13 protein-coding genes and 1 tRNA gene are annotated in these 13,893 nt (G+C 54.1%); 6 read left to right on the plus strand and 8 right to left on the minus strand.

The annotated features are described in order from the left end of the window. Positions 1-80 precede the first annotated feature (80 nt). The 4 genes from A3L09_RS00280 to A3L09_RS00295 form a co-directional block, all read right to left on the minus strand. Positions 81-1,343 carry a phytoene desaturase family protein gene (locus A3L09_RS00280; RefSeq protein WP_088857073.1) on the minus strand — a complete coding sequence of 421 codons (1,263 nt, stop codon included), beginning with the start codon at positions 1,341-1,343 and terminating at the stop codon, positions 81-83. 60 nt (positions 1,344-1,403) lie between these two features. Further along, positions 1,404-3,362, minus strand: a complete 1,959-nt coding sequence (gene gor / locus A3L09_RS00285) for a glyceraldehyde-3-phosphate:ferredoxin oxidoreductase (protein ID WP_088857074.1) — start codon at positions 3,360-3,362, stop codon at positions 1,404-1,406. A gap of 153 nt (positions 3,363-3,515) precedes the next feature. Then, on the minus strand, positions 3,516-4,643 hold the full coding sequence (gene fbp / locus A3L09_RS00290; RefSeq protein ID WP_088857075.1) for a fructose-1,6-bisphosphate aldolase/phosphatase: 1,128 nt from the start codon (positions 4,641-4,643) through the stop codon (positions 3,516-3,518). 120 nt (positions 4,644-4,763) lie between these two features. Then, positions 4,764-5,000, minus strand: a complete 237-nt coding sequence (locus tag A3L09_RS00295) for a hypothetical protein (protein ID WP_088857076.1) — start codon at positions 4,998-5,000, stop codon at positions 4,764-4,766. A gap of 95 nt (positions 5,001-5,095) precedes the next feature. Between A3L09_RS00295 and A3L09_RS00300 the strand changes: the two genes are divergently transcribed. Together A3L09_RS00300 and A3L09_RS00305 are read left to right on the plus strand one after the other, a co-directional pair. Continuing rightward, positions 5,096-5,235 (plus strand) — tRNA-Trp (locus A3L09_RS00300). 658 nt (positions 5,236-5,893) lie between these two features. Beyond that, on the plus strand, positions 5,894-6,625 hold the full coding sequence (locus A3L09_RS00305) for a helix-turn-helix domain-containing protein (protein WP_088857077.1): 732 nt from the start codon (positions 5,894-5,896) through the stop codon (positions 6,623-6,625). Here A3L09_RS00305 and A3L09_RS00310 read toward each other — a convergent pair. Then, entirely contained in the window at positions 6,622-7,407 is a 786-nt protein-coding gene (locus A3L09_RS00310) for a 4-phosphopantoate--beta-alanine ligase (RefSeq protein WP_088857078.1), read from the minus strand. The two genes, A3L09_RS00305 and A3L09_RS00310, sit on opposite strands and share 4 nt — an antisense overlap. 204 nt (positions 7,408-7,611) lie before the next feature. Between A3L09_RS00310 and A3L09_RS00315 the strand changes: the two genes are divergently transcribed. Continuing rightward, positions 7,612-8,460 carry a sulfide/dihydroorotate dehydrogenase-like FAD/NAD-binding protein gene (locus A3L09_RS00315; protein ID WP_088857079.1) on the plus strand — a complete coding sequence of 283 codons (849 nt, stop codon included), beginning with the start codon at positions 7,612-7,614 and terminating at the stop codon, positions 8,458-8,460. After that, the gene (gene gltA / locus A3L09_RS00320; protein ID WP_088857080.1) at positions 8,461-9,879 is read left to right on the plus strand and encodes an NADPH-dependent glutamate synthase; all 1,419 of its coding nucleotides are present in this window, start codon (positions 8,461-8,463) and stop codon (positions 9,877-9,879) included. It abuts the gene before it with no gap. Positions 9,880-9,884: 5 nt separating this feature from the next. On the opposite strand, the gene A3L09_RS00325 is transcribed toward gltA, so the two are convergent. Both A3L09_RS00325 and A3L09_RS00330 read right to left on the minus strand, forming a co-directional pair. Then, positions 9,885-10,352, minus strand: coding sequence for a hypothetical protein (locus A3L09_RS00325; protein WP_088857081.1), 468 nt, complete (start codon positions 10,350-10,352; stop codon positions 9,885-9,887). Between the two features lie 94 nt (positions 10,353-10,446). Beyond that, positions 10,447-11,391, minus strand: coding sequence for a hypothetical protein (locus tag A3L09_RS00330; protein ID WP_088857082.1), 945 nt, complete (start codon positions 11,389-11,391; stop codon positions 10,447-10,449). A gap of 54 nt (positions 11,392-11,445) precedes the next feature. Between A3L09_RS00330 and A3L09_RS00335 the strand changes: the two genes are divergently transcribed. Both A3L09_RS00335 and A3L09_RS00340 read left to right on the plus strand, forming a co-directional pair. After that, positions 11,446-12,357 (plus strand): MBL fold metallo-hydrolase, encoded by a 912-nt coding sequence (locus A3L09_RS00335; protein ID WP_232473545.1) that lies wholly within the window; start codon positions 11,446-11,448, stop codon positions 12,355-12,357. Between the two features lie 48 nt (positions 12,358-12,405). Then, positions 12,406-13,578: a nicotinate phosphoribosyltransferase gene (locus tag A3L09_RS00340; protein WP_088857083.1), complete on the plus strand. Its 1,173-nt coding sequence runs from the start codon at positions 12,406-12,408 to the stop codon at positions 13,576-13,578. 62 nt (positions 13,579-13,640) lie between these two features. Here the strand turns inward: A3L09_RS00340 and A3L09_RS00345 are convergent, their stop codons facing one another. After that, complete coding sequence (locus tag A3L09_RS00345; RefSeq protein WP_088857084.1) at positions 13,641-13,832, minus strand: ferredoxin; 192 nt, start codon at positions 13,830-13,832, stop codon at positions 13,641-13,643. Positions 13,833-13,893 lie beyond the last annotated feature (61 nt).

A 13,893-nucleotide genomic window follows, 5' to 3' on the forward strand; every position in this document is an offset into this window, starting at 1 on the left:
CGTTAGGTGCCTGAGGTGTTCATTAGAAAAAGGTTCGGTGTAGCCCACACCAGTTTTGCAAATGTAAAGGAGAAGGGCGTTCACAGGTACCATTCAGAGAAATTCCCCAATCCCAGTTTCTCAAGGGTTCTCATAACGCCCAGGGCAATACCTTCGACCTCTATTCCGCCCGGGAGTTTGTAGGCGTCGCCGACGACGTAGACGTTCTCAACCGGAAATTCCTCAACGGCCTGTCCGCTGGCGACCCTGTTGACGGGGTTCCCGTCGAGATAGGTCTGGATGAGCAGAATCTCTCCCTCTTTGTCAAGGTTTGGGAAGATTCTGTAGATGTCGTCAATTCCCTTCTTCTGCTCCGCCTTAACGTTCCGGCTCTGGAGCGCGTGGTGGAGCATTATCAGCGCGTAACCTTCTGGAGCGAGTTCAGGGCTTATCGAGGTCGGCTCGTTGTAGCCGTTTATCCTCTCCGTGTCGAGGGTGAAGACAACGGTGTTGCCCACCCTTGATCCACCTCTCAGGGCGACGTTGTATTTTATCCCCTCGCTCGGCTTCAGGGAATCCACTTTTTTGAGGTAGTCGCGGTCGAAGTTTTCTCTGCCTATCAGCCCCACGGTCTCCTTGATTCCGATGTTGGAAATCAGCACGTCGTACGGAAACTCCTCGCTGTCGGCCGTTAGGACCTTCTTTGCCTCGGCATCAATTTCAACGACCTTCTTCCGCGTCAGAATCTTTCCACCGTTCTCCACTACAATTCTCGCAAGCTCATCGGTTAGCGCCTTACAGCCGCCCTTCACCAGCCCAGGGCCGCCCCACTTCAGGGCCGCTTTGATCTCCCTAGCCAGCTCTCCCGCTGGAACGTCGAGGACGCTGTCGGCCCAGCCGAGGAAGCTCTTTATGAAGAGATCCGTGAACTCGTTGTCCCCTATCCTCCCCCGGATCCATTCCCTCCCGCTCATCTCTGCCTCTTCTCCCCTCGGAAGCTTGTTTCTCTTTACGTCCGCGAGGAGCTTCATAGCCCTGGCCTTTTCCCTCCAGCCAAGGTACTTCCAGCCGTCGCGGTAGTGGAGGAGCCTGCCCTCGTAGAATATTATCCCCTTTGGATCCGAGTTCACTATCGTGACGTTCGCACCGAGGAGTTCGAGTAGGTGCGCCAGTGGCCCGTTCTCTCCGTGAGGAACCATGTGGAAGGCTCCCGTCGAGAGCCCAAAGCCCTTATATTCCAGATTGGTGAAGCGGCCGCCTGTATAGGGTGCCTTCTCAAGAACCGTGACATCGTAACCGTTCTTGGCCAGAAAGCCAGCCGTCAAAAGTCCACCGATTCCAGAGCCGATTACCACTGCCCTCATTCTACCACCTGGAAGGTCAAAGGATGGGAGAAATATAAGGGTATCGAGAGGTAAAAATATTCAGAGCCTCCACTCCACCCCAAGGGCCTCGCTGTAGGCATCGAGCACCCTCTCGAGGTACTCCTTTGCGGTACCTACTTTATCTATCTTGAACTTCCCGGCCCAGTGTTCGTTTCCGAACTCCTCGCTTCCCCTCGCAACGAGGTCGATGACGCGCATGCTGTCCCAGAACACCGGCGTGTAGCCTGCTTTCTTCGCGAACTCTATGAGCCTCTTTATCTGCTTCCTTGCGTGCTCCTCCATGTCGACGTTCTCACCGTAGGCCTCCATGAAGAGCGCCTTGAGGACTGGCTTCATCCAGCCGCGGTGGAAGCGGCACCAGCCGACGTTGTCGTACCAGAACTCCCAGAGGGCGCTCGCGATAATCTTCTGGGCAAGCTCCTCGGGCTCAAGGAAGACGCCGAATTGATAGAAAGTCCAGTAGCGGCCCTGTATCGGGAGCGGGATGTAGTTTCCAATCGCCCAGTACATCGTCGGCGTCATCTCACCGTCCTCGCCGAGCGGGGTGAAAACTGCGTAGTCCTTGAAGCTTTCCCCGTACTTAAGCCTGTCCTTGAACTTCTCGTCGAGGATGACGCTCGCCTTCCTCTTTCCGAGGCCGATTATCTTGGCTATCTCGTTTTCTCCAAAAGCTACTCTATGGGCAAGCTCGGCAACCAGCTTAGCGTTCTTCTCGCTCGCTTCGACGGGCCTCTCAATGAGGGCTTCCTTCGTGAAGTCGGGCTTGTCGCTCAGTCCAACCTCCTCCGGCTTGAGTATGCCGCGGTGGACAAGCTCAAGAACCCACGCCGCAGTTCCGCCGAACTCTATGGCGTCGAAGCCCATCGCATCAACCGCTGGGACGCTTATATCACTGGCACGGAGGGTTATCACGCCGCTGAGAGGGCCGTTGGCCTCCCTCGGCTCATACTCGATGTGGTGGCCGTTGGCGTACTTCTTGCATACGACAGGACAGGGCTCACCGCAGTTCGTCCAGTTCTTGGTCTCTATCGCCTCTTTGTTGAAGGGCTCCCAGTAGTGCTTCATTATAGCCTCGTGGATCTTTATGCGCTCCTCCTTCTCGATGTATGGCATCCCCCAGTTGAGGATCGGAACAAAATCGCCCTCGGCAGGGTAGTTTCCTCCGAAGGTTCCGCCGGTCTTCAGTTTTGGGTTGTACTTGTACTTGACGGTCTTTTCCGCTATGACGTCGTTGTATGGCTTCTTGTGGACGCCCTCAACGATCCCCTTGGCGGTTCTGAAGGAGGAGATGTCCTCGCCAGGGAAGGCTCTCTTCCTCGGCTTTCCGCCGAAGATTATGCCGACGACGTTGTGTGCTCTGAGGAGGACGCTTCCGGAGCCTCCACGAGCGGCCCAGTCCTCGCTTCCCTCGACACGCTTGCCCCTCCTAAGGGTCTGAGAGAATATCGCTCCATAGTTGCTGTTCAGTGCGGCCGGCCCCACGACGGCAACGCGGTATTCAAAGTCGAATCTCTCACCGAAGGTGTCTATGAGGTACTGGGTAAGGGCGTAGACACCTTCTTCACCTTTGTAATCCCGCCATATCTCAATGAGCTTCTCAAGCTCAATCTCATGGAGCTCGACGTTTACATTAGAACCGTCGTTGTAGAGGATGACCACAACCGGCTTTTCTGCTTTGCCCTCAAAGGTCACAAAGTCAACTCCGACGTTCTTGAAGGCGTAGGCGGCACCGCCCATGGCGGAAGGAAACAGCGTTCCGTAGAGCGGCGAGCGGAAGAAGAACATGAGCCTGTGCGCTCCAGGAAGGATCGAACCCGAGAAGGGCCCCATACCCATGATCACGACGTTCCTGGGATCATACGGGTCTACACTGTGAGTGCCGAGGTTCTCGTGGATTTCAATACCGTAGTCGATGACACCGTAAACATCCCCCTTCTCAATTTCTTCGCTTTGGACTTTTCTCTCATCGAGCCTGAGGTGCAACACCGTGAACTTCATACCTATCCCCCCATGTATCACTCCGAGTGTTAGGTCTTTGTTGAAGAATATTTAAGGCTTCCGATCGGATCCTGCCTATTAAATAGGCGAAGGGGGTATAAAGCAGTTACCGTTTTAGGAGCCTTCACAAAAATCGAAGGGAGAAAGAGGGCATCACTCGATCTTCTCGAACCTGTCCTCAAGCCTCTTCAGAACGCCCGGAAGGGTCGTGTACTCCATGTCCTCGAGCGGGAGCCTGTGCGGCTCGAAGGGACCGTGTCTGCGAATGTACTCGGCTATCTCAACGGCCTTCTGCCTGGCACCGTCGAAAGCTGGATCGTCGAAGAGGTCAACCGGACCAACGAGCTTTCCTTCGGGGCTGATCTGCCAGCCGAGAGCCACAACCCTCGGCGGGCCGTCAAACCTTGTCGGGTTGGCCTGGTGCATCGGGACGGGCATCACTGGACCGTTGTGTGAACCCCTCATCCAGCCGCTGACGAGGTGCGGGAAGGCGAAGGGCTCAAGAACCTCACCGAGGGCGGGAAGACCGCTCTGGGCCCTGACTATCGCTACCGGATCGTCTTTTCCAACGTATTCGCCGGCTATCTCGTAGAGCTTCTCGGTGCTTACTACCGCAACCGGCTCGTCCTTGGCTATCTTGTGGCCCTCCTTGGGGTAGACCCTCTTGATGACGTACCTACTCTTGGCGCCGATGAGCGCAAGGAGGTCGTAGACTTCCTCCGGGGTGTTGAGGATGACGCGCTTGTGCTTGAGGATGTCCCAGACCTCAAAGCGGAAGCCCATGTGCATGTTCGGATCGATGACAAGGCCGGCGGTGTTGAACGGGTCCGCAAACATCCTGAATATGGGCAGATTGAACGCTCCAGGCTCGGTCTTGTCCATGTGGAAGGTAACGATCGGCTCGCTCTTCCTGAGGGTTATCTCCATCTCGGCAACTCCCGGTCCCATTCCCCTCACGTTGCCGCTGAAGGCATCCTTGAGAAGGTCCTGGCCGGCACCGTAGAGGCCAAGCTCCTTGGCGACCTTGGTCGCCTCTTCAAAGGCCTTCCAAGCGAGGCCGTGCACCTCCGGGCTGTCAACGCCCTTCTTGTGGGTCATGATGAGCTGAAGGTCATCGCCGCAGGTGGCGACGTAGAAGTCGATGAGGGTTCCCTCCTCAACGGCCTTTGAAAGAACTTCCTCGGCGGTCTCTACCAGCTGGGGATGAACCCTTGAGTGCCCCGGCCAACCGCCGATGTCCGCCTTGATAACACTGATGGTAACTTTATCTCCAACTGCCATGGCAACCACCGGTACCCTTAACCACTTTCATGCTTATAAAACGTTAATATCACCGTCGATGATACACAAAAAGGAGTCAAAATTCGATGGTTCTAACGCGGGAGAAGGAAAAAGAAAGACTCACTCACAAATATCGGTCCAGCCAAACTCCTCCTTTGCGACTTTGATGAGGTTTTTGAGCTCTTCCCTCTTGATGTTGACACTTGAGCTCGCTCCGACGAGGGCGATGATGCCGTGAACCTCCTCCTGTATCTGGATGACATCGTCATGAACCTTGAGAACCCTGAGCTCCCTCCTGGCGGTCTCATCCTCGCTTATCCTGAACTTGTCCTTTCCGATAACGACGGGCTCCTCCATGGCAGACACCCCGTAACATTTTTGTAAGTGGAAGTTAATAAAACTTCCGCTAGCACAAAGCTTATAAACCTCCCGTTGCTAAGCTAAAGCCGGACGGGGGCGTGGTGTAGCCTGGTCCATCATCGCGGGCTCCAGAGGTATGAGGACTTGCGGGTTTGCTGATAGGGGATGAGCCTTTGGAGCTCTGACCCGGAGAAACCCGCGGACCGGGGTTCAAATCCCCGCGCCCCCACCATTACAGCCCTTTCTTACGAAAGCGCTGGCGGAAAGCTGGTATGCTTTTTAGATATGCCTGTTTTTGAAGGGTTTACTAACCAATCTGATGATTTAGCAGGATTTTCTCCCCATATAGTGCCCGAAGGGCACTAAAAAAAGAAAGTCAAAATCACAATTGGCTGAGAGATTTAGAGTTAAACCCGCGTGAGGTTGTCTTTTTAAGAGCATACGCTCATCAAAGGGCAAGTTTAAACAGAGGGGCAATTTTTGGTCAAGCTTTTCCTAAAAGCTTGCTGGCGAAAAGTTTTATCAAAGAAGGAATGTCCTTTTAAACTGTCGAGTTTTAGTATTCTCCTACTTCATTGGCAGTTTTCAAGGGGTTTGCTCGCAATATAACGCCCGAAGGGGCGTTAAAAAGAAGAAAACCCGCACTCCTCTGCGCATCTATCAAGAGAATCTAACCGCATCAAGCCAATTCTCGAGGACATTCGAACTTTTGGTAAAGCTTTTTCCAAAAGCTTCCTGCGCGACGTTGAAGCTTTGCTTCAACGCACGGAACGACAGCCCCGTTGAGTTTGATCAAGTTTGTGGTTCGTTCTAGCCCACAATTTCAGCCAATTTCAAATCTCTTAGGCAATTGCCGATAGGTTTATAACCCAAGAGCGATAGTTTTGAACATGCTGGAGAAGGAAAAGGAAGCCCTAGCAAGGAGAATAGCGGGAGAGATAACCCTCTCCTCCGATCCAGGAAAGACCATGAGGAAGTGGCGTGAGATCTTTGGGATAAGCCAGACGGAGCTCGCCGAACACCTCGGCGTTTCTTCTTCGGTCATAAGCGACTATGAGGGCGGGCGGAGAAAGAGCCCAGGGGCAGCTACCATCAAGAAATTCGTTGAGGCCCTCCTTGAGATAGACGAAGAGAGGGGCGGAAACGTCATAAAAGCGTTCAGCAGAACCATAGGTGTAGAACTGCCGACCTCAGCGATACTCGACATTAGAGAATTCGCGATCCCCATCACAATCGCGGAGCTGGTAAACGCCGTTAAAGGTGAGGTAGCGGCCAGTAAGGAGGCACTCAACAGACGCATTTACGGCTACACCGTGGTCGACAGCATACAGGCCATACTTGAGATGTCGTCCGAGGAGTTCCTAAGGCTCTACGGCTGGACCACTGAGAGGGCACTCGTGTTCACGAAGGTAAGCACCGGAAGGAGCCCGATGATAGCCGTCCGCGTCCAGGGACTCAAGCCCGCCGTCGTTGTCCTCCATGGCGTCAAGAAGCTCGACGAGCTGGCCGTTAAGCTGGCTGAGAAGGAGAAGATACCCCTTGTGATCTCCCACGCCGAAAACGAGACCGAGCTGATAAACAGCCTCAGGGCACTCGTGGAAAAAACGGAGAAGGAATCTTAATCGAGCTTTTTCTTTCTCCACACGCCCTCCTCCGCTAGCTTAGCTAACCTGTTCTTCATATGGAGCAGAACGTCGCCCAGCGTTTTTCCGTTGTCGTACTCCTCGACGATCTTCAGCAGTTCATCCCTGCTGTAGTCCTTCATCTCCCTCGCGAGCTCGGTCATCTTCGGGTAAGCCCTAACGATGTTGTCCACTATCGTTATGTCGGCCATCCTAGCGCTCCTTGAGAGGGGGTTGAGGTCGATGGTTATCACGAACTTGCCCATAGCCACGAGGGCCTCCGTCCTGTCTCCGTCCTCGAGAGGTACCACAACGACATCGGCCTTCCATATTCCCTCCTCGTCGACCTTTCCGCGCTCGTGTTCCAGTCCCGGAATCCTCTTCGTTGGGTTTATTCCAAGGAGCTCAATATCCGGGTCGTACTTCCTGAGCTCTTCGGCGATGGCTTTAACGCGCTCCTCCGTGCGGTAGAAGAGGTTTATCTCAAGCTTTGCGCCGAGGGCTTTGGCAAGCTCTATCGTCTCCTTCGGGACGAGGGCCGCAACGTTGCCGTTAACAGAGATGACGGGATGTCTGGCGAGGAGCAATTTTGCAACTGCCGCCCTCATGGCCCTTTCAGCCGGCTCTATCGTCTTCTCTCCGATTATATAGTCGAAGGCCTCCCCACGTCCATGGGCTATTAAACCGGCCTTTGCGGTCATTCCCTTTTCCATTCCCTCAATTATCTTCTCCCGGTAATACAGGCTCCAGTAGCGGGGATGACTCTTCGGAATCTTCACCATGATATCACCTCCCTCAATTCTACGAGCACTTTCCTAAAAACCTTGCCAAGATACGTCCGACCACACCAGCTCCCGAAAAAAGGCCTATTCTGCCATGTTTCGGCTGAAAAAAGGTTCTAAACCTTTGGTTTAAAAAATGCCTATAAACTTTGAGTTCAAAACTTAAAGTGAACAAGATTGTTCACATGAACAGGGTGATGCACTATGGGATATAAGATAACCGCGAAGGCGGACCTGAGCCCCATCGACTACTTCGTAGAGGTGGAGGCGCCGCATGTGGCGAAAGCATGGAAACCGGGCCAATTTGTAGTTTTTATCGTCCATGAGAAGGGCGAGAGGGTCCCTATGTCGGTCTACAAGGCTGAGAACGGAAGAATTGGGATGTTCATAAGGAAGCTCGGGAAGACGAGCCTTCAGCTCTACTACGAATACAGCGTTGGTGATGAACTCTGGAGCTTTGTGGGGCCGTTGGGTAAGCCCATCAAGGTAAAGAACTACGGAAACGTTGTCTTTGCTTCCGACGCCGTCTGCGGACAGGCGGAGAACTACGCAACGCTCAAGGCCATGAAAGAGGCCGGAAACTACACGATCTCAATACAGAGCTTTGAAAACAAGGCCAACGTCTATCCGGAGGAGTTTCTTGCCAAGCCCGTTGCAGATGAGCACTACATCACAACCGACGATGGAAGCGTCGGTATAAAGGGCAACTACCTCGACGTTGTCAAAGAGCTCATCGAGAAGGACAGGGTGGACATAATCTTTGCGGGCGGGAAGCTGGGAACCCTCGCGAAGCTCGCCGAACTAACAAGACCCTACGGGATTCCAACGATAACCACCGTCAGGCAGATAATGGTCGACGGAACCGGGATGTGCGGCTCGTGTAGAATTCTCTATGGAAACGAGATAAAGTTCGCCTGCAGGGACGGACCGATGTTCGACGCCCACAAGGTCGACTGGGCGGACGTTCTGAAGAGGGCGGAGCGTTTCAAGGAGCAGGAGCAGCTGGCTAAGGAACGCTATCTCGAAGAGCTCCGCGCCAGGGGGGTGATCTGAATGCCGAAACTCATCAAGGAGAGGGTTCCCACTCCGGAGAGGCCGCCGGAGGAGAGGGTCAGGGATTTCAACGAGGTAAACCTCGGCTACACCTTCGAGCTGGCAAAGCAGGAAGCTGAGCGCTGTTTGCAGTGTCCAGTGGAGTATGCCCCGTGTATCAAAGGCTGTCCCGTCCACATCAACATACCCGCATTCATTGCCAAGATAAAGGAGGGGGATGTTAAAGGAGCTCTCAGAATAATCTGGAACGACAACACCCTGCCGGCCATCACTGGAAGGGTCTGCCCGCAGGAGGACCAGTGCGAGGGAGCGTGCGTCGTTGGAAAGGTCGGGACGGCCGTTAATATAGGAAAGCTTGAGCGCTTCGTCGCGGATTACGCCAGGGAACATGGCATAGAGGATGAACTCCTCCAGGAGTTCGCGAGGGAGTGCAGTGAAAAGAAAGGGAAGGTGGCAGTGGTCGGTGCCGGGCCAGCCGGGCTCACCTGCGCGGGAGAGCTCGCCAAGATGGGCTACAGAGTTACGATTTTTGAAGCCCTTCACAAGCCGGGGGGAGTTCTCGCCTACGGCATTCCCGAGTTCCGCCTTCCGAAGGAGATACTCGACCACGAGCTGGACAAACTCAAGCGTCTCGGCGTCGAGATAAAAACGGACCACCTCGTCGGGAGAACGGTAACCATCGAGGAACTCCTCGGGGAGTACGATGCGGTCTTCATAGGCACCGGAGCGGGAACGCCAAGGCTCCTCAACATACCGGGAATACTGCTGGGCAGGATTTACTCCGCGAACGAGTTCCTCACCAGGGTCAACCTCATGAAGGCCTATGAGTTCCCAGAGTACGACACGCCGATTCACGTGGGAGAGAAGGTCGTGGTTATCGGAGCGGGCAACACGGCCATGGATGCAGCACGTTCGGCCCTGAGGCTCGGCGCCGATGTCACGATAGCCTACCGCCGCGGTAGAGAGGACATGACCGCTCGTATAGAGGAGATCCACCACGCTGAAGAGGAGGGAGTTAAGTTCGAGTTCTTCCTCAACCCCGTCGAGTTCATAGGCGACGAGAACGGCAGGGTCAAGGCTGTGAAGTTCGAGAAGATGAGACCCCTGGAAGAGAGGGACAGAAAAGGAAAGCGCAAGATAGTCGGAACGGGTGAGTACGTCACGCTTGAGGCCACGACCGTCATCATAGCCATTGGCCTCGAACCCAACAAGATAATCACCGAAACACCCGGCCTCAAGACGAACCCCAACGGCACTTTGGTGGTTGACGAGAACCTCATGACGAGCATTCCGGGTGTCTTCGCCGGTGGCGACGCGATTAGGGGTGAGGCGACGGTTATCCTTGCCATGGGCGATGGAAAGAGGGCCGCCAAAGCCATCTGCGACTACATAGAGAAGAAGGCTAAAGCCGAAGCTTAAGCTTTTTACCATTCCCTTTTTCTTGAGCCCACAAGAAAGGCGTGTTTCAGTATGTCCATGAACTCGGCATTGATAAAGACTTTCGTGAACTCCATGGTCTCATTCTCATCGAGCCATTCAACATCGTCCGGCACCCCTTCAGTCCAGAGGTAAACGAGTTCGTCTCCATCCCTGGCAAGGAGGAGAGTGAAGACGTTAACCCCCAGCTCCCTCGCCAGTTTGACCTCTCTGGAGACGAGGGAGGTGAACTTGCCCAGAACCGCCACGGCAACCAAAGCTTCGGCCTCCTTTATCTTCCCGCTCGTGTCCCGGAGACCGTAATCCGATGGCACGAGAACGTTCGTTGAGCCAAGTTTTTCCTCTATTATCTCAAGGATCGCCTTTTCTGTCACCGTTTTGTAGAGAAACGTGGGCTCGCTAAGGTAAACAAAGGGGCCCTTTTTACCCCGCTTCTTTCTCAGGAAACCTATCATTGAACCACCTCAGGTGGGGATAATCTCCTCATCGTTCAGGAGGGATGACACTCATCATCGGTTAACCCCACTAACGGAGGGAGCTTATTAAGGTTTAGCCCCACATTGAGCGCAGTTTGGAACCTTCAACGTACTTGAGCGAGGGGAGCTCGTAAAATCGTTCTATCTCCCCCTCACCGTAGATCCGGTAGAACTCGTACATTCGTCCAAAGTTCTCAAAACGCCGTATTTTGAAGACACAATCCTCCTTGGGCACGTTGAAGGCAACCGGGCACCTGCCGTTCAAGACGACGTTCTTTCTGTCCGGCATCATATAGCCGGCGTAGCCAAGCTTTATAGCGCTGGTGTTAAAGGCTGGAATTCCTATCGGCGGGAACCAGTCGTAGATCTCCCACTTGCCCTCCTCGGGGTAATAAACCGTCAAGAAAGCATGACCAGGAACGTGGGTGAGGAAGTACCTTGCTTTGATACCGTACTGCTCGTTTATCTTTGAGATCAATGCATAGGCAACAACGTGCCAGTCGTCACAGTCACCGCAGTGGGTTACGACGTAGCGGGGATCCTTGGTCGGGCCGCCGGCACAGTACTTCGCCCGCTCAACCATCACCTCGTAGGCCGTCGCCCGGAGGTATAGAACGTATGCGTCTCTTGGAACATCCTTCTTCTCAATCCGCTCCTCAGCCTCGCTGATGACCGAGTCCAAGAACTCCTGAACGACCTTTGATCTCAATATCTCGGGCAGTTTCTCGCGCGGGAAGCCAGTGTAACTCCAGTAGGGATAAGCGTATGCCGGTTTGTTGAGATCCATGTCATACGTCTCTAGGGGTATGTTATCGATGACCTTCTCGTTCACGAAGCCCAGTGCGTCGAGATATATTCCAGTTGCATCGTAGAACCAGCTTACGAAGCGGGTCGTTAGATCCTCCCACTGTGGCCCAACGACTGGAACCTCCCTTAACCTACCCGTGTGGTGACCGATAAGGCTCGTGACCATGAAGAGGGATATTATAAGAGCTGCAGCGGCTTTGTACACTCCCATACCATACACTCTTTTCCGTGAAGGTTTAAAATTTTTGTCAGCAAGATAGTGACGGTGATCACCACGCGCGTAATCCCCCTCGCCTCCGAGAGTCTTGGTGTGAGGAGTTTAGCAACCTTCGTGGAAGCCAGCGGAATAAGGATACTCATCGATCCTGGCGTCGCCCTCGGTCCCAGGAGATACGGTCTCTCACCTGCGGAAATTGAACTAAAGACGCTCCAACAGATGAGGAAAAAGCTCCAGGGTTACGCTCGAAGGGCCGACGTGATAACGATATCCCACTACCACTACGACCACCACACTCCCTTCTTTGAGGGCCTATATGAGAGCTCCAGCGAGGAGTACGCGAGAGAGGTTTACACCGGAAAGCTCCTCTTCATCAAGCATCCGAGAGAGAACATAAACTTCAGCCAGAGGAAGAGGGCGTGGGTCTTCCTCAAGAACGCCGAATCGATAGCGAAAAAGATAGAGTACGCGGACGGAAGGAGCTTTGACCTCGGAGGAATCACCCTAGAGTTCTCGCCGGCAGTGCCCCACGGTAGCGAAGGTAGCAAGCTCGGCTTTGTGGTCATGGTTCTCATTGACGATGGCTCCAAAAGGATAATCCACGCGAGCGACATCCAGCTCCTCAACAGGAAAGCGGTTGAGTGGATAATCGAGAAGAATCCAGATCTTCTCATAACCGGTGGGCCACCAACATACCTCGGCCCGAGGGCTGAAGGAGCCTGGGAGACTGGTCTCAAGAACCTCAACGAGATAATCCGCGAGACCGATGCGGAGGTAATCCTCGACCACCACATAGTCCGGGATAAACGCTATCCAAGGTTCTTTGACGGGCTTGAGAAGAAGCCAAAAACGTTCGCAGGGTACCTCAAGGTTGAGGATAGACCCCTTGAGGCATACAGGAGGGAACTTCACAGGATAGAGAAGGGCGAAAGGGCTGAGCTGCCCTTCAGGCTGGATTAAGAAACCCTTAAAATCAAGTTGTGGGAATTCAAGTTCAGGTGACTCAAAATGCGCGACTTCTACATAGCCCACGAGGACGATATTAGGGCCGGAAAAACTACCGACGTCTACTTCATCAGGACGAAGAAAATCCTCGAAGAGAAAGACATTCACAAAAAGGTCTTCGCCGACGTTACCACCACGAGCCTCCCGCACGGATGGAAGTGGGGTGTTCTAGCGGGGGTAGAAGAAGTTGCAAAGCTCCTCGAAGGTCTCCCGGTGAACGTCTACGCGATGCCCGAAGGAACGATATTCCACCCCTATGAGCCCGTTCTCCAGATAGAAGGTTACTACAAGGAGTTCGGAATCTATGAGACCGCCCTGCTCGGCATGCTCAGCCAGGCGAGCGGTATAGCCACCGCCGCACTCAGAACCAAGATAGCGGCGAGATTCAAGCCCGTCTACTCCTTCGGGATAAGGCACATGCACCCCGCGATAGCCCCTATGATAGATAGGGCAGCCTTCATCGGTGGATGCGACGGCGTCTCCGGCGTCCTCGGGGCAGAGATGATGGGAGAGAAGCCCGTTGGGACGATGCCCCACGCGCTCATCCTGACAGTTGGCGACCAGGTGAAGGCCTGGAAGTACTACGACGAAGTGATGCCCCCGGAGGTTCCGAGGACGGCACTGGTTGATACACTCTGCGATGAGAAGTTTGAAGCCTTGATGGCTGCCGAGACCCTTGGAGAGAGGCTCAACGCGGTAAGACTTGACACACCGAGTTCTAGAAGGGGCAACTTCAGGAGGATCGTGGAGGAGGTGCGCTGGGAACTGGACTTGAGGGGCTATAACCACGTCAAAATCCTACTCAGCGGCGGATTGGATGAGGATAGCATAAAAGAACTCGCGGACGTTGCGGATGCATTCGGGGTAGGGGGCAGCATAGCGAGTGCAAAACCGGTTGATTTCTCCCTTGACATAGTTGAGGTGGAAGGAAAGCCAATAACGAAGCGCGGCAAGCTGAGCGGGAGGAAGCAGATATACCGTTGCGAAAACGGTCACTACCACCGCGTTCCGGCTGATAAGAAGCTTGAGAAGTGCCCTGTCTGCGGTGCGAAAGTAGAGCCCCTTCTGAGGCCGCTCATCGAGAACGGTGAGATAGTCGCAGACCTACCAAAGGCACGGGAGATCCGGGAGTACGTACTGGAGCAGGCGGAGAAGTTCAGATTAAGCCTTGATTGAGCTTTTCTTAAAATTTTGTGTCCGCGGAGAACCAAACGCTCAAAGGAAGAAAAAGAAGGAATTCAAGCCTCCTCAAGGGTGATAGCGCCGACCGGGCAGGCCTCGGCGGCCTCCTGGGCGCACTCGAGGTCAGTGGTGTCGACTATCGGGTGGGCCTTTCCGTCGTCGCCCATCTCGAAAACGTCCGGGCAGAGGCTTGCACAGATGGCATCTCCAATGCAGGTGTCCTGGTCAACCGTAACCTTCCAAGCCATGGAACATCACCGGGATTAAATGAACGAGGGGGAATATAAAGTTTTCGTCGGGAAAAAAGAG

This window comes from Thermococcus profundus (assembly GCF_002214585.1).
In the GTDB taxonomy this organism is placed as follows: domain Archaea; phylum Methanobacteriota_B; class Thermococci; order Thermococcales; family Thermococcaceae; genus Thermococcus; species Thermococcus profundus.